Annotated in this window: 24 protein-coding genes; 7 read left to right on the top strand and 17 right to left on the bottom strand. The window is 43.6% G+C overall.

Features of this window, described 5'->3' with window-relative positions:
- Positions 1 to 28: 28 nt before the first annotated feature.
- A complete protein-coding gene (locus tag C6Y06_RS14500) occupies positions 29 to 247 on the top strand; it encodes a hypothetical protein (protein ID WP_060595569.1) in 219 nt (72 codons plus the stop codon).
- Positions 248 to 260: 13 nt separating this feature from the next.
- On the top strand, positions 261 to 443 hold the full coding sequence (locus C6Y06_RS14495; RefSeq protein ID WP_106037152.1) for a hypothetical protein: 183 nt from the start codon (positions 261 to 263) through the stop codon (positions 441 to 443).
- Between the two features lie 479 nt (positions 444 to 922).
- Here the strand turns inward: C6Y06_RS14495 and C6Y06_RS14490 are convergent, their stop codons facing one another.
- Both C6Y06_RS14490 and C6Y06_RS14485 read right to left on the bottom strand, forming a co-directional pair.
- Positions 923 to 1,345, bottom strand: coding sequence for a pyridoxamine 5'-phosphate oxidase family protein (locus C6Y06_RS14490; protein WP_034664024.1), 423 nt, complete (start codon positions 1,343 to 1,345; stop codon positions 923 to 925).
- A gap of 293 nt (positions 1,346 to 1,638) precedes the next feature.
- Entirely contained in the window at positions 1,639 to 2,508 is an 870-nt protein-coding gene (locus tag C6Y06_RS14485) for an SDR family oxidoreductase (protein ID WP_034664026.1), read from the bottom strand.
- A 155-nt stretch (positions 2,509 to 2,663) separates the two neighbouring features.
- On the opposite strand from C6Y06_RS14485, the gene C6Y06_RS14480 reads away from it, so the two are divergent.
- A complete protein-coding gene (locus C6Y06_RS14480) occupies positions 2,664 to 3,275 on the top strand; it encodes a class I SAM-dependent methyltransferase (protein ID WP_060595568.1) in 612 nt (203 codons plus the stop codon).
- Positions 3,276 to 3,292: 17 nt separating this feature from the next.
- Here C6Y06_RS14480 and C6Y06_RS14475 read toward each other — a convergent pair whose 3' ends face one another.
- The 3 genes from C6Y06_RS14475 to C6Y06_RS14465 form a co-directional block, all read right to left on the bottom strand.
- Complete coding sequence (locus C6Y06_RS14475) at positions 3,293 to 5,380, bottom strand: BglG family transcription antiterminator (RefSeq protein WP_106037108.1); 2,088 nt, start codon at positions 5,378 to 5,380, stop codon at positions 3,293 to 3,295.
- A 130-nt stretch (positions 5,381 to 5,510) separates the two neighbouring features.
- Positions 5,511 to 6,593, bottom strand: coding sequence for a C45 family autoproteolytic acyltransferase/hydrolase (locus C6Y06_RS14470; protein ID WP_106037107.1), 1,083 nt, complete (start codon positions 6,591 to 6,593; stop codon positions 5,511 to 5,513).
- Between the two features lie 89 nt (positions 6,594 to 6,682).
- Positions 6,683 to 7,312, bottom strand: a complete 630-nt coding sequence (locus tag C6Y06_RS14465; protein WP_106037106.1) for a GDSL-type esterase/lipase family protein — start codon at positions 7,310 to 7,312, stop codon at positions 6,683 to 6,685.
- A 403-nt stretch (positions 7,313 to 7,715) separates the two neighbouring features.
- Here C6Y06_RS14465 and C6Y06_RS14460 point away from each other — a divergent pair, with 403 nt between their 5' ends.
- Positions 7,716 to 8,351, top strand: coding sequence for an FMN-dependent NADH-azoreductase (locus tag C6Y06_RS14460; RefSeq protein ID WP_034283819.1), 636 nt, complete (start codon positions 7,716 to 7,718; stop codon positions 8,349 to 8,351).
- Between the two features lie 45 nt (positions 8,352 to 8,396).
- Here C6Y06_RS14460 and C6Y06_RS14455 read toward each other — a convergent pair whose 3' ends face one another.
- From C6Y06_RS14455 to C6Y06_RS14420, 8 genes are all read right to left on the bottom strand, one after another.
- On the bottom strand, positions 8,397 to 9,158 hold the full coding sequence (locus C6Y06_RS14455) for an IclR family transcriptional regulator (RefSeq protein WP_106031653.1): 762 nt from the start codon (positions 9,156 to 9,158) through the stop codon (positions 8,397 to 8,399).
- 14 nt (positions 9,159 to 9,172) lie between these two features.
- The gene (locus C6Y06_RS14450) at positions 9,173 to 10,186 is read right to left on the bottom strand and encodes a 5-oxoprolinase subunit C family protein (protein ID WP_060595563.1); all 1,014 of its coding nucleotides are present in this window, start codon (positions 10,184 to 10,186) and stop codon (positions 9,173 to 9,175) included.
- On the bottom strand, positions 10,183 to 10,929 hold the full coding sequence (gene pxpB, locus C6Y06_RS14445) for a 5-oxoprolinase subunit PxpB (protein WP_106037105.1): 747 nt from the start codon (positions 10,927 to 10,929) through the stop codon (positions 10,183 to 10,185). The genes C6Y06_RS14450 and pxpB overlap by 4 nt, the downstream gene beginning before the upstream one ends.
- Positions 10,930 to 10,947: 18 nt before the next feature.
- The gene (locus C6Y06_RS14440) at positions 10,948 to 11,739 is read right to left on the bottom strand and encodes a putative hydro-lyase (protein ID WP_095285971.1); all 792 of its coding nucleotides are present in this window, start codon (positions 11,737 to 11,739) and stop codon (positions 10,948 to 10,950) included.
- Between the two features lie 5 nt (positions 11,740 to 11,744).
- Complete coding sequence (locus C6Y06_RS14435) at positions 11,745 to 12,962, bottom strand: NRAMP family divalent metal transporter (RefSeq protein ID WP_066031313.1); 1,218 nt, start codon at positions 12,960 to 12,962, stop codon at positions 11,745 to 11,747.
- 26 nt (positions 12,963 to 12,988) lie between these two features.
- The gene (locus C6Y06_RS14430; protein WP_034664046.1) at positions 12,989 to 13,747 is read right to left on the bottom strand and encodes a LamB/YcsF family protein; all 759 of its coding nucleotides are present in this window, start codon (positions 13,745 to 13,747) and stop codon (positions 12,989 to 12,991) included.
- A gap of 175 nt (positions 13,748 to 13,922) precedes the next feature.
- Complete coding sequence (locus tag C6Y06_RS14425; RefSeq protein WP_370876201.1) at positions 13,923 to 14,702, bottom strand: Cof-type HAD-IIB family hydrolase; 780 nt, start codon at positions 14,700 to 14,702, stop codon at positions 13,923 to 13,925.
- Positions 14,703 to 14,805: 103 nt separating this feature from the next.
- Positions 14,806 to 15,075 carry an excalibur calcium-binding domain-containing protein gene (locus C6Y06_RS14420; RefSeq protein ID WP_080769491.1) on the bottom strand — a complete coding sequence of 90 codons (270 nt, stop codon included), beginning with the start codon at positions 15,073 to 15,075 and terminating at the stop codon, positions 14,806 to 14,808.
- Positions 15,076 to 15,259: 184 nt separating this feature from the next.
- On the opposite strand from C6Y06_RS14420, the gene C6Y06_RS14415 reads away from it, so the two are divergent.
- The 3 genes from C6Y06_RS14415 to C6Y06_RS14405 are packed head-to-tail and all read left to right on the top strand — an operon-like array spanning position 15,260 to position 16,223.
- The gene (locus C6Y06_RS14415; protein WP_106037104.1) at positions 15,260 to 15,640 is read left to right on the top strand and encodes a VOC family protein; all 381 of its coding nucleotides are present in this window, start codon (positions 15,260 to 15,262) and stop codon (positions 15,638 to 15,640) included.
- Positions 15,641 to 15,664: 24 nt separating this feature from the next.
- Entirely contained in the window at positions 15,665 to 15,958 is a 294-nt protein-coding gene (locus tag C6Y06_RS14410; RefSeq protein WP_106037103.1) for a DUF5316 domain-containing protein, read from the top strand.
- 25 nt (positions 15,959 to 15,983) lie between these two features.
- The gene (locus tag C6Y06_RS14405) at positions 15,984 to 16,223 is read left to right on the top strand and encodes a DUF2651 family protein (protein ID WP_106037102.1); all 240 of its coding nucleotides are present in this window, start codon (positions 15,984 to 15,986) and stop codon (positions 16,221 to 16,223) included.
- Between the two features lie 32 nt (positions 16,224 to 16,255).
- Here C6Y06_RS14405 and C6Y06_RS14400 read toward each other — a convergent pair whose 3' ends face one another.
- The 4 genes from C6Y06_RS14400 to C6Y06_RS14385 form a co-directional block, all read right to left on the bottom strand.
- Positions 16,256 to 16,648: a RidA family protein gene (locus C6Y06_RS14400; protein ID WP_106037101.1), complete on the bottom strand. Its 393-nt coding sequence runs from the start codon at positions 16,646 to 16,648 to the stop codon at positions 16,256 to 16,258.
- Positions 16,649 to 16,876: 228 nt separating this feature from the next.
- Complete coding sequence (locus C6Y06_RS14395; protein ID WP_106037100.1) at positions 16,877 to 18,625, bottom strand: methyl-accepting chemotaxis protein; 1,749 nt, start codon at positions 18,623 to 18,625, stop codon at positions 16,877 to 16,879.
- Between the two features lie 98 nt (positions 18,626 to 18,723).
- On the bottom strand, positions 18,724 to 19,845 hold the full coding sequence (locus C6Y06_RS14390; RefSeq protein ID WP_106037099.1) for a mannitol-1-phosphate 5-dehydrogenase: 1,122 nt from the start codon (positions 19,843 to 19,845) through the stop codon (positions 18,724 to 18,726).
- A gap of 1 nt (position 19,846) precedes the next feature.
- Positions 19,847 to 20,281, bottom strand: a complete 435-nt coding sequence (locus tag C6Y06_RS14385) for a PTS mannitol transporter subunit IIA (RefSeq protein ID WP_106037098.1) — start codon at positions 20,279 to 20,281, stop codon at positions 19,847 to 19,849.
- Between the last annotated feature and the right edge of the window lie 37 nt (positions 20,282 to 20,318).

Genomic DNA, 20,318 nt, shown 5'->3' with positions numbered 1-20,318 from the left:
ATCAGATTCAAAAAAGGAGTTTTTCTCATTGGATAAGCTATCTTCTATCTTTCTAGCGGCTTGGCTGCGTGTTCCTCGTTGGTTCAAGCAATGGGTGCTCGTATCCATTTCCATTTTCTTTTTTTATATGTGTTTTGTAAAGGGGCTGACTAGCTGGCATACCTTGCCGCCCATCACTTTGCTTACGTGTGTCATTGCTTCCTTCTTCATTTGGATGTTGTGGCTAAAAGGTCAAAAAAATAAGTGAAATGGGGAAAATCATGAAAGAATCCATCAGTTATTTTGCTATCTCTTTTGTTCTGCAATGGGTTTGGTTTGGCATTGTGCACCCAAATAGAGGCGTGACACTCTTGGACATGTTCGTCTTTTCTATTTTGTTTGCAGTGATGTTCTTTTTTATCGGGCGGATTTGGCATTATCAGAAGAAAGGAAGAAGTGAGTGATCATGAAATGAACCCAATGAAAAAGGCTGCCAAATAGATGGCAGCCTTTTCCTTGCTCTTTTCATGCAAATAAATAATCAATGTGTGATCTCCGTTACGGAGTGTATGAATTAAGATTCGATCATATCAGTGTGTCATATGTGTTCCGAGTGAACCTACGTTTGAAAGTAAACGCCATGGAAGTTCTGGATAACAAGACAACGAAAGCCCTACCTCTCATTCGTCCTTACGGCTCCGAAGCCGTGCCAGTGTGAATTGTAAATCAAAACGTCTTTTTTCCACTCTTCCGCTTTTATAGGGGGCGGGTGCAGAAGGAAAAGAATAAGTTGTTCGCTTTGACAGCGTCTCGTTCTTATCAAGTAGAAGCTCTATTGCTTCTCATTATGTCATAGAAAAAAGAAAGTTTACTTTCTTTATTTATTTGCTTATTTCAACACTTAATATAAAATTATAACACATACCCCCAGCTTACGCAAGTGTTAAAGTGATAATTCTGCTGGCGTACGGCTTCCTTCATTCATGTAACGAATGGAGGTTGGATCAATCTTCAGAATCACTAGATTCGGATCATCTTTTCCTTTAAACCATTTCTCCATCTCCTCAGACCAAAGGCGGTCGATCAGTTCTGGATCATCGGTTAATGTTGCGGTACCTGCGATTTCTGCATACGTGTCACCGAATCCTTCACCTGAATAACCAATGAGAATATGGACATTCGGGTTTTTTTCAATTTCGTCTGCTTTATGTGTTTCTTTGCTCGTTGGTGTATATAATGTCAGCCCTTCATGGAAAAAAGTCATGTAGCGGGTATGCGGCTTATCCTGTTCAACGGTCGCCAGTGTTCCGACCTTTTGTTCATCTAATAGGTTGAGTACCTTTTGTTTTAATTCTTCTTGTGACATATCGTTTCACTCCTTCAAATTTCATCCGTACTCTTAGGTTTCCACGACAATCCATTCATTAAACAAAGAAATGTGTTTTTCATAAAAAGAGATCTTCTGGCTGATGCTATAGAAAACAGGCTCAATGAAGGGAGAAGTTGAACATGCATCATGAAACGATGTTCCATTTGAGTTCACTTGTCATTGCGGCAGTTGTTGTGGGCATTATCGTATGGTCTGTCTCATCTGTGCAGAAGAATCGCAAGAAATACTAAACACACCGCCCAATCAAAGCTGGGCGGTGGCGCTATTGATCATGTATTCATAAAGGAACCGCCGTTGACGTGAAGTGTTTGTCCTGTCATATAAGACGATTCGTCAGAAGCAAGCAGCACATAGCAGCCGACATGCTCTACAGGCTGTCCTGGTCTTCCCATTGGGGTTTCTGCCCCGAAGCTTTCCACACTATCCTCATCAAATGTAGATGGAATGAGCGGCGTCCAAATTGGACCTGGCGCTACACCATTCACCCGAATCCCATCTTTCACAAGCGACTGTGCCATAGAACGCGTAAAGCCGTTGATGGCCCCTTTTGTCGCCGTATAATCAATCAGCACTTTGTTGCCTCGATATGGGTTAATGGATGTTGTATTAATAATTGTACTTCCCGGTTTTAAGTAATCCAGTGCTTTCTTCGTAAAATAAAAATAAGAATAGAAGTTGGTTCTAAAGGTTTGGTGAAGCTGTTCACTAGAAATATCTTGAATCCGTTCTTTCGGATGCTGTTCAGCCGCATTATTCACTAAAATATCTAATTGCCCAAAGGCTTCAACTGTTTTTTCTACCGCTTTCTCGCAAAAGGCTTCGTCACCGACATCTCCTGCAATCGTTAAACATTTAACGCCTTCCTGTTCTACGCGCTTTTGCGTATCCTTTGCATCCTCATGTTCATTTAAGTACACAATGGCGACGTGTGCACCTTCTTTTGCATAGGCAACAGATACAGCACGTCCAATTCCACTATCTCCGCCTGTAATCAGTGCGACTTTCCCTTTGAGCTTGCCAGATCCTTGATATGATTCATCCTCAAAGATCGGCGCAGGATTCATTTCTCTTTCACTGCCTGGCTGCTGATCCTGTGTTTGGCGCGGAATGCCATTTGTTAAGTATTCACGTAAATCCATGTGTAAGCTCCTCCTTGATTTGTTGATGTATCCTTTCATTACCACCTCTTTTTTTTACTCAAACATCCCTAAACTGCACAGATGCGTTTTGTAAATTGGCATGTTTCAAGATGGGAAAAATCGGTTACATGATCATTAAAAAGGAGCGTTCTCAAATGCTGTCAACCATTTCGAAAACCTTTAGCAGACCAAAAGGCTGGCTCGGAAGCATCGCAGGCTTCATTATGGCAAATGAAAATAAAGCATTGAATCAGTGGGCCATCCAGCACTTAGATCTGACAGATAGTGAAAACATTTTGGAAATCGGCTATGGGCCCGGCTACAGCATCAAACATATGCTTAAGCATTATGAAGATCTTCACATTGATGGTCTAGATGCCTCCGCCACCATGCAGGAGCAAGCACAGTCCCGCGTCAGCAAACGGTCAAAAGACAAACAGGTCCGGCTGTATGTAGGGAAAATCGAGAAAACACGCTTGCCCGGAGAGCAGTATGACAAAGTACTGTCTGTCAACAACTTTACGATTTGGGATGATCCAAAGACTGGCCTACTCAACCTTTATCACACGTTGAAACCAGGCGGAAAACTCGTCATTGTGATGCAGCCAAGAGAAAAAGGTGCTGATGCGAGCCGGACAAAAGAGATGGGTGAAAACATATTGAATGACTTACAGTTTGCGGGGTTTGACCATTTTTCTGTTGAGTATGAGGAAATTCGTCCAACACTTGCTGTCTGTGTCACAGCCAAAAAGCCGAGAAGCGAATAAGCTCTCGGCTTTTTTTCTTACCATTTTGCTTCTTTTACAAATTGATAGAACAGCTGATGCAATTTCTGTTCAATCTCTTCCTTTGATCCCTGTCCATAAAGCACCATGCTTTCCTCACTTTCAATGATGGATGAACTGATCAGACTAAACATTTCAGACCCTTCCTTGCCAAGATTTTGCGGCGCCAGCATCATAAGCATTCGTGACATCATTTGCTGCCCGCCGTCCATGCTTTTCACCTCGTATGCCTGATCAAGATCGTAAATATGAAAGATTGGTTCCTTGATGAATACATGCTTTAAATGAAAAAGAGCAAATTCTGTACCAGGAATCCCTAAACCGCCTTGCTGTTCACGTTCCAGTAAGCCGCTCGCTACATCATCCGCATGTGTGATAGATCCTTCTTCTTCAAGCTGACGAAGCAGCTGCCTGATTGTTGCCTCATGCTGCGGCAGCGTCTCTCTATTTTCGATGGTAAAATGGGACAAGATGCTGCGAATCACAGACATATAATTCGTCACCTGCTCTGCAACCGCCATCATATCAACCGTTTCTTGCACAGATTCTTTAACAGCTTCTTTTGTTCTTTTTTTCTCGATCATATAAGGGATCTTCCGTTTAATATGAGCTTTCACACGCATGGCGTCATCCTCGTTTAGGAGCGGACTGACCATGATGTAATCGATATGGTCATATGGGATCGGAACAGTCGATACAATCATGTCATAGCTCGATGCATCAATTTCCTTTAGCTCCATTAAGGAGGATAAATCGAATTTGGCGATCTCCGGTAATTCTTTTTTTAGCCGCGAGGCGAGCATTTTGGAGGAACCAATCCCGCTTGAACAAACGACTAGTGCATGAATGTTTGTTTCTTCTTTTTTGATTTCAAGCACTGAGCCAAAGTGAAGCACAATAAAGGCGATTTCATCCTCTGGAAATTCAATCTCCGGAAAGAAACGCTCGACTCCTTCTTCAATCGCCATAAACAGCAAAAAGTAGTCTTTTTTTATTTGTTGTGTGAGCGGATTATAGATTCTCATCTTTTCCTTTAAACGGTTCATGGCAGGTTCAAGATGAGACACGAGTCCCTCATACAATGAATCATTCTCATTTAAATGGTAGCCGGTTTTATTTGAAATAAAATCAATGAGCTTCTTCGTTCTGATCGCTATATCCAGCTCGATCTCATCAATACGGTATTCTGCCCCAAAGCTGCGATTGGCACTGCGCAGGTGGATGGTCATATATCCGACCTCTGCTTCAGGGATCTCCACATTAAACATGCGTTCAAGTGCTCTTGCGATTCGCTGAGATGATTCAAATTCTTTCGTCCGCTTTAGTTCAAGCAGCTCTTCCTCTTCCATTCGAATGGTTTCACCAAGCTGAATCCGTTCAATGGCATAGGTTAAGTGAACGACAAGGGCAATATAGGCACTATCAGATAAGGAGAGTGACAGTCTATTTTTCAAATGAAAGAGCAGTCTTTCTACCTTAAGCAGCTGCCCTCTGCTGACAACGCCAAACACCTTTTCCGTCGCTTTCGTTCGATGTTTGATATTCATTTCAATTGTTTCTAAAAATAATTGAATATCCAGCCGGTCAACAATGAGGTTCCCGACAATCTTTCGTTTTGCTTCTTCCGGTCCTTTTAATTCAATGCCATACCCGCGTTTTCGGATCAGCTGCAAACCGTAAGGAGCGATCCACTCCGTCAGTTCATCTAAGTCATAGCTGATGGTCGCATTTGTTACCTGCAAATCGGCTGCGAGTGTATATAATTTCACCGGTTCCTTTGCTTCAAGCAGGGCACATAATATTAAGAGCTTCCGTTCGTCAGAGCTATATTCAATTTGATCCTCATTTGACATATGAGCAAGAAGCCGCTGTTTATCCTCTTGTTCACCGACTGCCTTCAAGCCTTTCCCCGGCTGTTTATCTAGTGAAAGATCATAATTCTTTAATATGGGCTTAATCGATTTTAGTTCTCTATGAATGGTTCTTGTGCTCACCTGAACAGAATCGGCTATCTCACGAATGGTGACATAACGATTTTGCTGAATGATGTATTTGATGATCTTCTGTTCTCGTGCCGTTATGTACATGAAATGCCTCCTTCTGCAAAAATAGGTCTATTGTCACACCTTAATATAAAACGCTTTCAACAAACGATGCAATCTTAAGTTGATCTGACTTTGGCAAATGGGCTGTGACAAAATTAAATACAACGTCCGATCATACGTTTCTCCAAAATGACGGTCCATGATCCTTTTGATGAAATTGAACCTTTTGTTCATGAAAAGGCAGTGAACCCCCAGCTTTTAAAGAATACGTCGGGTTGTATACTGGAGAGCCAAAGCAATAATCCATCGTTCCTTCCTCCGGGCGGAAGATGACGGTTCGCATTGTTCCGAACAGCTCCTCATAATTGTGCACAGCCAGACCATCAGGATATTCTGTCTGGAACAGCTTAGCAAGAGAATCACTTGGTCGTCGTTGTTCTAAAGCCTTCATTAACATGTCGTATCTGACAATAGAATGATGTTTTGTCATCCCTTTTGCTGTTTGATCAGCAATCGGATGATTTGTGGCTGCAATATAACCTGCCTCCGGTCTTCTGACCATTTTGCGACCATCAATGATTTCAATCACAGCCGCTTCTCCTTTTCGATCGGCAAGCATGAGGTGAACATTTGAGGAAACGGGCATTTCCTGAATAGAGTGAATGGCTTCCTCAACCGTTCTACAGTTTTCCAGAACAGATCGAATCACATGATACACTTGCAAACCGGCAACTGCTGGAGCCTTTAAACCGGCTTCATTTCCAACCGGCGGACCACAAGCAGAGAATGTGACAGAAAGACCATGCTCATTCATCCCATCAGATCTGCCAAACAAGAGCAGCGACGAGCCTGTATGACATGCCAAGCTCTTCACATGTGTCGTCACAAGACGCATATCATCAAATATCGGGGAGAAATCATAGTTACGCAGCATGACCGTTTGTTGACCGGCCGCCATATTCCCCTGCCTCACGCAGTGGGAACAGCCTGGCTGAAGATGAGATGAATAGAAAAAGGTCAAATAACGCTCATCTAATTGCAGTTCATCACAAAATCCAGCAATCTCTTCTTCTAACTGAGGAAGATAAGGGCGCATCAGCTGCTTCGTTTCCTTCACGGCCTCTTTTTCTAGCGGTTCTGTTCGAATATATTGTGTCTGTAGCAACGGGTTCTCCTTAAGCCAGACAGCCTGCTGCTTTCCTACTTCATAAGCGGTTCCTGTCATTTCATGAAAATATGCACTGATCTCCTCCATGCCTGCACACCTCTTTCGCCTTCGTTTCTTTTATCATATCGAAACCGTCATTTATTGAAAAGGATGAAAAAAACTGCAACCCCAACGGATTACAGTTGTTTACAGGATTGTTGAAACAATGCTTTTGCCATTGCTTCATATCCTTTATGGTTCGGATGAAATTGATCAATCGATAAGTAATCTCTTTCATGTCCCTCAAACGCCCGGTACACATCCACAACCTCTACATGCGGATTTGCAGCAAGCAAGCGAAGCTGATGATTGTATTGCTGAAGCCACCGCCCGGCTATTGGTATTTGCGGAAAAGGATTATATAAATTCATGAGATACACGCAATAGGGCTGCTGCCCTCTTTTGATATGAGCGATTTCTTGAATCATCTTGCTAAAATTCGCTTGGCAATGCAAGGTCGCTTGCAGCAATTTCTTTTCATCTTCACCCTCTTCATACTGCTGAACAGCTTGAACAAGGTCATTCCCGCAGCCTGTGATGGTGATGATGTCAGCTGGTGCAATAGCACGCCTCACATCAGATCGTTTGAACAGCTGTAAAATCTGATCCGTCGTTAACCCTGACTTTGCAAATACGGACAGCTCGACTGACGCCTGTGTCTTTTTTTCAAGCATCCATTGATACCGCTCAGCGAAGCCTCCGCCAAATAAACGTGCCCCCACTCCCACTGTTAAGGAATCTCCAATCGCAACATAGGATCGTCCCACTCTTATCCCTCACTCTCTCCTGCCTTCTCTTATATATACGAAATCGGAGAACAGATGCTTGTAGCAGATGGCTTAGGGGCATTCATCTTTTTTTCATGAGACGTCTTTACAATCTCTTTACTTGTGAGATCGACTGTTTTTTTGTTCAATAGGAGTAGGTTTTTATGATGAAATCCGTATCTCCAAGCGTTTCAGAAAAATTTACAAACTTTTTATCTTGATTTCGAGACTTTATACCTTGACTTCAAACTACATTGTGATTACAATGAAAATATCAGTTTTTATGTAACTGTGCTTGTTACATCTTTTTCATAGCATTCCAATATGATTAAAGATGCCACATATTCAGTGTATCTTTGGGATACACTAAAAAAAACACTGAAATAGAAAGGATTGAATGAACATGGCAAAAGTTTTATACATCACTGCACATCCGCATGATGAAACAGTTTCTTACAGTATGGCTACTGCTAAAGCATTTATCGAATCTTATAAGGAAGCAAACCCAAGTGACGAGGTTGTACATATCGATTTGTACAAAGAAAACATCCCTCACATTGATGCAGATGTATTCGCTGGCTGGGGCAAGCTGCAATCAGGTGCTGGCTTCGATACACTTTCAGCTGAAGAGCAAGCGAAAGTTGCTCGCCTAAACGAATTAAGCGATCAATTCGTTTCTGCTGACAAATATGTATTTGTTTCACCACTTTGGAACTTCTCATTCCCACCAGTTCTTAAAGCATACATCGACTCTGTCGCTGTAGCTGGTAAAACATTCAAATACACTGAGCAAGGTCCTGTTGGATTATTAACAGACAAAAAAGCTCTACACATCCAAGCACGTGGCGGATACTATTCTGAAGGTCCTGCTGCTGAACTTGAAGCAGGCCACCGTTACCTTGGTACAATTGCGAGCTTCTTCGGAATTCCTTCCTTCGAAGGTCTTATCGTTGAAGGTCACAATGCTGAACCTGCGAAAGCAGAGCAAATTAAAGCAGATGCGATCGAACGTGCAAAAGCTTTAGGAAAAACTTTCTAATAAACTGAACGCGAAAAGCCAATGATCTTAACGGTCATTGGCTTTTTATTTGTTTAGATGAAAGCCTAACTCTCTAGAGATACCACTCGCGGCTTTTTTGACCTGCTCAATTAAATATGGAAGGCGTTCCTTTTGATAGCCTGCTTCAAACCCTGCAATGCTAATACCTGCTGCGACTTCTCCAAGGTGATTGAAAATAGGGGCTCCAACCGCAGCGGTATAGTTTTCAAGCTCCGAATAGCTTAACGTATAGCCCCTTTCATTTGATTCATCCAGTATGTTTCGAAGAACCTCTTTATCTGTAATGGTCCCGATTCCGATTTTCCCTAGCTCAATCGAATCAATATAAGCGAGTCTCTCGTGCTCTGGCAAAAAGGAGAGAATACTTCTTGCACAAGCACCCGCATATAGGGGAGAGCGCCTGCCGACGGCGGTGTAGAGACGAACAGGCTGCGTCCCTTCGATTTTATCCACGTAAATGGCTTCGTCTCCTTCACGAACGATGAGCTGTACAGCTTCTCCCACTTCATCCCGCAAGCCTTCCATAAATGGTCTTGCAATTCTCCGAATATCAAGGCGGTCCGCCACAAGCTGACCGTATTCAAGAAACATCAGGCCTAAACGATAAACACCTGAATCATGTTTTTCTAATAATCCCATATCGGCTAACGAGCTCGCCATGCGGTGCACAGACGTTTTCGGCATGCCGGAGAGCTCGATCATTTCATTTAACGTTAATTGGTCACGAGCGATAAACAGCCGCAAAATCTCCATTGATTTCACCACGGTTTTATTTGTATTTTGCATGTCCATCCCCTTTTCTAAACGAATGCTTCCAGCTTGATTCTGGCAGCCAGCTCCTTCAATTCTGCTTCTTGCTTAAATAGCGCCTGCTCTGCGTCCTGATGATCGATTCGCTTAAAATACAGATTCGCCCCAGGCATCGCTTGTGCAATGAGCGGCAGATCGACCGTCGCTACTTCTCCAATACGCGGGTATCCGCCTGTTGTTTGCCGATCTGCCAGCAGAATAATCGGCTGGCCGTCAGGAGGAATTTGAATAGAACCAAAGGCAACCGCCTCTGAAATCAATTCAAGCTTTTCTTTTAAATGAACCGGCTCCCCCTTCAAGCGGCAGCCCATGCGATCTGATTGAGGCGTGACTTGGTAAGGCTGTTCGAAAAAGGTGTGTTGAGATATTTCTTGAAAAAAAGAAAGGTGTCTCCCTGGCAGCACCCGAATCACGGGCGATTTCCGCAGCGGCAAAAAATGCGTATGACTTACAGTCCAATCGGGTGCGCTGTACGCCGCCTGTTTCACTTCGCTTTTGAGCCTATCAGACAATCGATCCGCTACGATTGAAGGCTTTCCAATGGACAGGACGTCTCCTTTTTCAAGCGGACGTCCGTTCAGTCCACCTATTCCTGCTCTCACATAGGTGCTTTTGCTCTGCATGACCGGCTCCACATCGAAACCACCTGCCACAGCAAGGTAAGCGCGGCAGCCTCTCTTACAAGGACCAAAGGTGATCGTGCTTCCTGATCGAACAAAGAGCGGCTTCCATAAAGGGGCTGGCTCTCCATCGATGTCGATTTCCACATCAGCGCCAGTCACTGCAATAAGCTCATCCTTTTGACACGTCAACACAGGACCCGGCCCCATTAATGTCATTTCCAGCACGGCTTCGTTTACCTCGTTGCCTGTGAGAATGTTGGCAATTCTAAGTGAGAGCGGGTCCATGCCGCCGCTCGTTAAGACGCCATACTTTTGATAGCCTTTCCGCCCTTTATCTTGAATGGTTGTGAACATTCCTGACTTGATGACATGAATACTCAACGTTCTGCCTCCTTCATGCTGAAAAATTCCTTTTCAGACATTTGGACAAATCTGACCTCGTCCCCTGCTCTCAATAGACTTGGGACTTTCTCGTCTGGGTAAAAGAGTGGCAGCGGGGTTTGTCCAATGAGCTGCCAGCCGCCGGGTGTGGAAATGGGGTAAACGCCGGTCTGCTTTCCCGCAATGCCGACAGATCCTTTTGGAATGGACATTCTCGGTGTTTCCCTGCGCGGGGCTGCGATCTTTTCAGACAGCCCGCCTAAAAATGGAAACCCCGGGGCAAATCCAATCATATAAACAAGATACGTCCCTGCGGTGTGAATACGCACGACTTCCTCAGGTGTTAAACGATTGATCCGGGCGACTTCTTCTAAATCAGGTCCCACCTCTCCCCCGTAGCAGACTGGAATATCGATGATGCGGCGCTTCGACTGAATCCCCTCCTGCCATTTCTCTTCAAGAAGTGTTTCAATATAGTTTTTCACCCATTCATACGGAGACAAGTCCTTTTTTTGAAGGTGGGCAGATTGATGAACAGTATAAGGCTCGTAAAAAACAGTCACGTTTGTAAAGGCTTGAACAGCTTCCACATATCCAGCAAATGGATGCTGCTCAATACACGAAAACAGCTGCACAACACGCTCATGAATCTCTTCACATATGTCTGCTCCTGCTTGGATAACGATCGCTGCATCTCCTAGCGGGTGGAAGGTGATAAAATCTTTTATCGTTGAAAATGCCACTTGAGGATCCCTCTCTTTCTAAAGCACACCGAGCTGTTGATCTCTTTGATCTGTGATGAACATATGCCCAGGTGCATGGGTAATCGCAATGTCTGGTTTTGTATGCATGACAATGGCCTGCGGCGTCACACCACATGCCCAAAACACCGGGACTTCTCCTTCTTTGATCAAAGATGGTTCTCCAAAGTCCGGCTGATCCACATTGGCAATTCCAATCATCGCTGGGTCGCCTATATGGATGGGGCCGCCATGAACTGACGGGAATCTAGACGTCACTTGTACACTTCTTGTAATCTGATGCGCCGGAATGGGCCTCATGCTGACAACCATCGGGCCATGAAACACCCCTGCTCTTTCACAAGAGATATTCGTTTGATACATCGGAACGTTATGACCGTTTTCAATATGGCGAACAGGGATATCATTCAGCATGAGCGCATGCTCAAACGTAAAACTGCAACCGATGAGAAAGGCAACCATATCATCCTCCCAATAAGCAGAGATATCTGAAACCTCTTCTTGAAGAATCCCTTTTCGGTAAATACGGTATTTAGGAAAGTCCGTACGAATATCCGCTTGGGGTGCCGACCGTCTCGGCACTGGATCACCCGGCTCCAGTACATCAAGCAAGGGGCATGCAGCCGGATTGCGCTGACAAAACAAAAGAAAGTCAAAGGCAAGTTCCTTTTTAACGATCATTAAATTGGCTTGAGCATATCCCTCTGCTAAACCCGCCGTTGGTCCTGTGATTTCTTTTTTACGAATCAACTCTCTGATCTGTGAAGGCTCATATGTTTGATCAATACTCATTCAAATCAACTCCATAGTTTCGGGATTTCAGTCATAATGGTATATCCGCCCATCAAAGCCATGATGATGACAACCAATGCACCTGACGCTGTCAAAAAGAATGGATGACGGTAATCGCCGACAATTTCTTTCTTATAGGCCGCAACCAGCAAGGTGCCAAGTGCGAGAGGTAAAATCAATGCATTGATCGCCCCAACTAAAACTAATATGTTCACAGGTCGTCCGATCGTAATAAAACAAATAGTCGAGAGGGCAATAAAGCCGATGATAATGCCACGTTGATTTTGCTCAATTTTTGGCGAGAAGGTTTTAAAGAAAGAAACAGATGTGTAAGCCGCTCCAATAACCGATGTAATCGCCGCAGCCCACATAATGATCCCGAACATTTTATATCCAACATTTCCAGACGCTAACTGGAATACAGAAGCAGGCGGATTCGCTGGATCAATCTGTAAACCCTTTGAGACCACTCCTAGCACGGCTAAAAATAAAGCGACACGCATCACAGATGTAATCAGGATGCCGAAAACAGAGCTTTTTGTCACTTGAGGAAGTGCATCCTTCCCTTTAATTCCAGCATCCAATAGACGATGTCCGCCAGCAAAAACGATATAGCCGCCAACTGTCCCCCCGACAAGTGTCACAATCGATAGAATATCAATTTCTTCTGGGACAAATGTTCTGAGTGCTGCTTCCCCAACGGGCGGCGCTGTTGAAATCGCCACATACAGCATCAGGCCGATCATGACAAAGCCTGCTACCTGTGTGAAACGGTCCATCGCTTTTCCAGCCTCTTTGATCACAAAGATCAGAATGGCAATGACAGCACTGACCCCTGCTCCGATTCGCGGATCGACTCCGAAGATGACCTGAAAACCGAGACCAGCACCAGCGATATTTCCGATGTTAAAGGCAAGTCCCCCAATGACAATCAAAAAGGCCAGCACATAACCGAGCCCCGGCAGAACCATATTCGCAATATCCTGACCTCGCTTTTCTGACACGGCGATGATGCGCCATACATTCGTTTGTGCAAAAATATCCAACAAAATAGAGATGAGAATGACAAACCCAAAGCTAGCCGCAAGCTGCTGTGTGAAGACAGTCGTTTGTGTTAAAAATCCCGGTCCTATTGCGGACGTCGCCATTAAAAAGGCTGCGCCCATCAGCATAGAACGATTCCCCTTTGGTGCCTTCGTGTGCTTGACTTCCTCTTTTTTCATGCTGTTTCCCCCTTTGATGACGATTTTTATTGAAAGGCTTTGAGATGAATGCTCGCTTCTTTTAGTTTTGATGTAATGGTTTTGGCAAATTGAAGCGCATGACTGCCGTCTCCGTGAATACAGACCGTATCTGCTTTAAGCAAAATATCTTCCCCTTGAACGGTACGAACCTTCCCTTCTCGCACCATACGAACGACCTGCTGAACTGCCCGTTCATCATCTTCAATGAGTGCATGTGGTTCGCGGCGGGATGTCAGCGTCCCGTCTGCTTGATAGGTCCGATCAGAAAATACTTCATGAGCCACTTGAAGGCCAATTCTCTCACCTGCTAACGCAAGTTCACTGCCTGAGAGACCGAATAACACAAGACTTGGATCGACATGATACACAGCCTTTGCAATCGATTCAGATAATTCAGTATTTTTAGCCGCCATGTTGTAAAGGGCGCCGTGCGGCTTGACATGCTGCATCGTGCCGCCTTCTGCCTTGAGAAAGGCTGATAGAGCGCCAATTTGATAGACGACGAGATCATAGGCTTCCTCTGCCGAGATCGCCATTGGACGTCTGCCAAAGCCGACCAAATCTTGCAAACCTGGATGCGCACCAATTTGGACCCCTTTATCCAGCGCCATTCTGACCGTTTTTCTCATGACCGTTGGATCTCCTGCATGAAAACCGCAAGCAATGTTGGCTGACGTGACATATTCAAGAATTTGTTCGTCCGCACCGATTGTGTATTGACCAAAGCTTTCTCCCAAATCACAGTTGATATCCACTTGATACATAGGATCCCTCCTTGTTGTTCCGAATAACGGAATATAAAGTCCGAATATTCGAATTTATATTGATTATATCAATTTTGGATAGATTGCACATGACATTGTCAGAAAACATAACAATAGAACTAGGAGAAATTAAAAAAGCGAGAGGATATCGCCTCTCGCTTTTTCATCATGTTCTTTATTTAGATAGCACCCAATGTTGGATGGCTTTTGCTACACCATGTTCTGTGTTAGGAGCTGTAATCCAATCAGCGGCTTCTTTCACCACTTCTTGCGCATTTCCCATCGCAATTCCTAATCCGGCTTCTTGAATCATGGCCATATCATTTAGGCTGTCGCCAAGTGACATGACATTGTCCATCGTACAGCCAATGCGTTCTGCTACTTTTGCAAGAGCCGCAGCTTTGTTAATCCCTGCCGCATTGACTTCGATATTGGTCGGACTTGAATTTGTGATCTCTAGATGCTCATTTGCTTTCAATGTATTAAGTACTTCCTCACGAACGTCATCATCATGAATATCAAAGCCAAATTTCAACCATTCATGGTCATGAATTCGTTCTGGGAATTCACCTCTCCACACTTTCTCCACAGTGGAAGCCCAGTAATCGGTTTCGAACCTATTTTTTAGATCCCACATCATTTGGACGTGATCAGGATGCAGCAGATCTCGTTCGATCAGTTGGAAGTTTGAATCCCAGATTTCACTTCCATTTGCTGTCACAAGGTAAGAAGACAGCTTAAGCGGCTCAACCAGCTCTCGGCATGTCATCAGCGTCCGCCCTGTGCTAATCACCACATGGACCCCTTTTGCTTCAGCATCTTTAATGGCTTGTTTATTTTCCTCTGGAATGACGTGTTCACTGTTTAACAGCGTGCCATCCATATCAATGGCAATCAATCGGATGTCTTTCTTATCAGCTTGTATGGACAAATTGAGTACCCCACTTTGTATCATTTTTTGTAACTATCTTTATTTTAATATAAAGAGGAAGCTGGCACAAAGGGACGAGTTTGATCCCATAGAAAAAAGACCTTGTTACAGGTCTCTTTGCATTGGCTTAGCGTTCACACGCAATGCCGTCTTTATCACGGTCAAGTCGCATATTTTTTTGGTAAAGTGCTTTTGACACATACGGCTTGTACTTTGTTTTGCCGCCTTTGTTTTTCGTGTTTTTGCTTTTTGCCACGCCGCCTTTATAGACTTTGTTCAGTGCTTTGCAGTTTTTGTAGGACTTGACCGTTTTTGCATCTGCAGTGTGGGTGTCGACTTGTGTAAAGCTTAGTAAAAGACCTAATGACAAGACAGCCACCATGATTTTTTTCAACATGTATGATCCCCCTATTTTTTCTATTTTTACATTTTTATCATATGTCACCACTTTTTGTTTTTCAAGACTATTGTGCTTATAAAATAGATTTTTTTGGAATATAAAGTGCTTTATCTCCTATATGGTACAATGAGTGGGGAACCTTTCCTTTTTTGACACGTATATGAAGAGAGGAGTTTTTCACATGAAAATGAAATATACCATTCTATATGTAAACGATGTTGAGGCAAGTATTCATTTCTATCAACATGTACTTGGCTTTCCTATGAAACTCAGGGTTGAATCCTATGTTGAGTTTGACACGGGGGACGTGACATTATCAATTAATTCACGCCAGGATGTCAAAGATGCACTTGGATTGCCTGTCCCTGAAGCAAATCAATCCTCTCAAACGTTTGAGATAGGGTTTGTTGTGGATGACGTGGATCAAACCATTGCATCAATGAAGGAAAAAGGGGTTCTTCCGATCATCAAAGAACCTGCAAAGAAACCATGGGGTCAAACCGTCGCTTATGTCGCTGATCCTGATGGGCATTTCATTGAAATATGTGATGCCATCTCCTAATCTCCTTTGAAGGGAGTGAACAACATGAGAAAAAAACATGCCTTTTTCGCCGGAGTTTGCTCAATGATTGTGATTTGCAGTGCCGCTATTATTTTGCAGCACCATGAGTGGATAGGGTGGATCAGTGGTGGAATCTCTATTATTGGCGTCATGATGTCTGGACTTCTAATGGGGGCTTGGACAAGCGGGGAAGAGACGCGAGCAACCTATCATTCTGAAACAAAAGAGCACCGCATATGGCGTCTTGATACGGCCTTTCTCATTATGATCTTTGCACTTCCGCACATGGCAGTGTCGATCTTTTATGTTTTGATGTAAACACTTGTTAAAAGGAGTTCGTGATATGGCTGTTTTTGTCTTATTCGTTGTATTTGGCTTCCCCATTATTTCCGTGCTGATTGGCATTTTTGGCACAATACTTTTGAAGAATGTTTGGATGCCAACTTTGATTGTCCTGTTAGCCAGCGTCATTCTTATGTACACATACATTGGCGGGGATGAATCCTTTCTCATTTGGGTCGTCATCTACACCGTCTTTACGTTGATCGCTGCATGGATGACAAAGCGGTTTCGATTCAAGTAAAAAAGAACAGTTTGCACTGTTCTTTTTTTTGATCATATATCGGCGCACCATAGCTCAATTTCAATTTTCAGCTCGGGCCATCCTAAAGCTGATACATAAGCAACCGTCATTGATGGGTAAGCTGTTTTAAAGATCGTATCCCACTGAGGATATAGATGGTCCCAGTCGATTTCTTCCGTTGCCCATATATTGACCTTGATGACATGCTCTTCGTTCAATCCTTCTGATTCAAGGATTTTTTTGATATTTTCAAACGTATTGGTTACCTGGTCGTTTAAACTTGATGGTACCTGTCCAACCATATCTGTTCCGACTTGACCCGATGTAACAAATAATCCCGCGCCCTTTGGTACTCTTGTGATATGACTATAGCTGCCAACGGGCTTCGGCATACTTTCTGGGTTTTTTCTCGTGATTTTTTCCATGTTATATCCCTCACTCACTTTGATTTTTCTGCTAGATTCTTCCTCATGTAGACAGACTTCACCAATTTCTATCTATTCTAAAAGAAAACAGCAGTGGAGTATCCATAGCCACAAGGTAAGAACATCAATATTTTCTTTTTCATGACCGGTACACTCCTTTTGATTGCGTGAGCAAGGTTTTTAGATTAACTACATAGTACCTGACAAGTGACACACAGTCAAAATGATTTATAGACGATAACGTGCAATGTCCTGATTCAATCGTATGCTTAGTTCATTGAGTCTTTCTGCTGCTTTTGCCACATTGGAGATGGCTGTCACTTGTTCGTCTGTGGATGCGGTGATCTCTTCGGTCGCAGCGGCATTTTCTTGAGAAATATGGGCTGCGCCTTGCATGGCTTTTGTGATGAGGTCGTTTTGCTCCAGCAATGCATTCAGCTCTTTTGCCATTGCGTCTGTTTCAACGATGGTTTGTGAAATCGACGTAGAGATGGCATTGAATTCATGTTCTGTGGCATGTACCGCTTTATCTAACTCAGCAAAACGATCCATTGTCTTGGACATCATACCGGCTGTTGCCGTCGTTTCTTCTTTAATGCCTTGTACCATTTGCTGAATTTGAACGGCTGATTGCTTTGTCTGCTCAGCTAAATTCCGCACTTCACTCGCCACAACCGAGAAGCCTTTGCCGTGCTCTCCTGCACGTGCTGCTTCAATGCTTGCATTCAGCGCTAGTAAATTTGTCTCATTTGAAATGCTTTCAATCGTATCTGTAATTTTAGAGATATCCTGTACTTTTGTACTTAGCTGCTCAATGCCTGCTCTAATGCCTTGAGACGCTTGTATGGATTGTTCATTTGATTGTTTTAATTGCTGAACAATTTGCTGGCCCTGCTGCGATGATTGACTCGATTGGTCAGAGATTCGTTTAATTTGATCGCTTTGTTCTTTGACATTTTCGATGGATTGATTGAACTGGGTCATTTGTTGATTGGCTGCATCAAGGTCAGATGCCTGATGAAGCGTTCCGGTCGATATGTCGCCAATGGCTCGGCCAATTTCTTCACTGCTGGCTGAGGTTTCTTCAGATATCGCCGATAAATCTGTCGCTGATTCAACAAGCTGGCTGCTCGTTTCCTGTAGACCGCTCACAAGTGTCCTGAGTTCTCCTGACATATGATTAAAGCCTTTTGCCAGCTGTCCAATTTCATCTGTTGTTTCTTTTAAACTCGTGCGTTCAAGATTCCCCGCCGCAATTTCTTTTGAAGCAGCAGTGACTTGCTTGAGCAGCCTGACTTTTCCTCGAGCAGCTAAATAAAAGACGCCAAGACTGAGAAGAGCAACACCTGCTGTAATGAGCATGATATAGAGCTTCATCTGCTCTAATTCTTTATAAAATTCATCCTGAAAGACGGCGATACCGATACTCCAATTCCAGGGCGTGAACTGACTCATATAGGCAAGCTTTTGTTTTTCTTCCCCGGTGGCATCGTCCTTATCTAAATAGGTCACATAGTGTGCATCCTCGCCTTCTGATTTGGCTCCAGCGACCATTTTTTCACGATTAATCGTATTATCTGGAATGACGCCAATGTCATTGACAGGATGGACTTGAGAGGAATAATCTGCTCCATATGCGACGAGATAGCCTTTATTTTTATAAATAAAATCTGATTTTTGAAATTGGTACCCTTTCCTGTTGTCATTTTTAGGCCCGCTCAAGTAAATACGGGCTTGTTCCTGTGCCTGTTCAAGCGTCAGTTCTTTTTTCTCTACACGATCATTCAACTGTGCAAGTGTAGCCATTGCTCCGCTGACGATGTGCTTTAAATCTGCTTTCCCGGCATCAATTAAGACATGTTTCGCTAACAAATACCCCGTTGTGCCTACAAGTCCGCCGGTTAAGATCGTGATCACGATAATGGCAGACATTAATTGAAAAAAGACACTTCTTGACGCAAACGTTTTCTTTTTCATATACAAATTCCCCCTTACATCATATATCGTCAAGCGGGGAAAACTATTAAAAAAGTCATAAAAAAATCCCTTTCACTCGTTGGAAAGGGATTTTCTGATTATCGAGCTGTTTCTTTCAGAATGGCTTGATAGAGATCGTCTGTTGGTGTGAGGCCACATACTTCTTCCAGCACACCTTCAATTCCTTTTTCTTTTCTTAATGCCTGCAAACGAACCGCTTCTTCGTCTTCGACAAAGTCATAAGCGAGAGCTGCAGCGATGCCTTTGATTAAGTACACTGGCTGTTTGATCTTTTTCGCTGGACCGATTAAACGGTCGTCTGCTCCCAGCTTTCTAAGAGGAGATCGTGCGACACGAGTGACTTCGTCGGAGATAAAAGCATTTTCGAATCGTTTGATGATTTTTTGAATATACGCATCATGTTCTTCTTTCTGAAAGCCATATGTGTCGATTAAATAACTGCCTGTTTCATGAAGTGCTCCTTCAATAACTCGGCGAATCTCTGGTGTATCGACGGCTTCTTTAATCGTTTGAACGCCTTGCTGATACCCGACATAAGCAGCTAGTGCATGCCCTGTGTTGACAGTAAAGAGTTTGCGCTCAATATACGGCGTCAAATCTTTTACAAAGGTTGCTCCTTCAATCTGAGGAACGTCACCAATAAAGCCAGTCTCATCAATGACCCACTCGAAAAAAGGCTCGACTGATACTTTCAGAATGTCCTCATGGTGCTGAATCGGAACAATGCGGTCCACAGCAGCGTTTGGAAAACCAACTGTTTGTGACAACGCTTCTTGTTCCTCTTCTGTTATATGAGAGAAAACGGCTTCTTTTAAATGAGAGCTGCCTCCAATCATATTTTCACATGCCACGATGTTGATGATATGGTCAGGCTTTTTCTGTTTTAATCCTTCAGCAATCGATGAAGCTATGATCTTCAAAACGGCTGGTCCAACAGCTGTTGTAATTAAATCGGCTGATGCGACGGCCTCTGTTAATGCCGCTGTGTCTTGTGCAGAATTGATCGCTGTCACAGGGCCGACCACTTCTTGTTTTTGACCTGGCGCTGCGAGTTCAACCGTGTATTCTCCTCTTTCATTCAGCTCGTTGATGACCGCTTCATTTACATCGGTAAAGACAAGCTCAAAGCCTGATGTTTTTAACAAAGATCCGATAAACCCTCTGCCGATATTTCCTGCTCCAAAATGAAGTGCCTTCATGTTAGTTCACCTCGTTAAAGATGGCGATCAGTTCATCCTGATCCTTTGCATGGATGATGCGTTCTACATTTTCTTCTTCTGAACAGACAATCGCAATTTGAGAAAGAATATCGAGGTGTTCGTTGTTTTTACCAGCGATGCCAAAGACAACTTTGGCGATATTTCCTTCTCCGTATTCAACACCTTCTGGAATTTGAATGATGGAAATCCCAGAATGAAGGACAGCCGCTTTCGCATCCTCTGTTCCATGAGGAATCGCAATCCCGTTGCCCATAAATGTAGATGAGATATCTTCTCTTTCAAACATTTTGTCAACATAATCACTTGTGACATAGCCGTTTGCCACTAGGACCTCGCCCGCTTTTTTAATGGCTTCTTCTTTTGAGCCTGCTTGTTCGTTTAGAAAAATATTGTCTTTTGAAAGTACTTGTTTCATGAATGATCACACACCTTTTTTAGAATGGAAAATCAGA

Source organism: Bacillus sp. MZGC1 (genome assembly GCF_002998605.1).
In the GTDB taxonomy this organism is placed as follows: domain Bacteria; phylum Bacillota; class Bacilli; order Bacillales; family Bacillaceae; genus Bacillus.
This window is presented reverse-complemented; position numbering and strand designations above follow the sequence as displayed.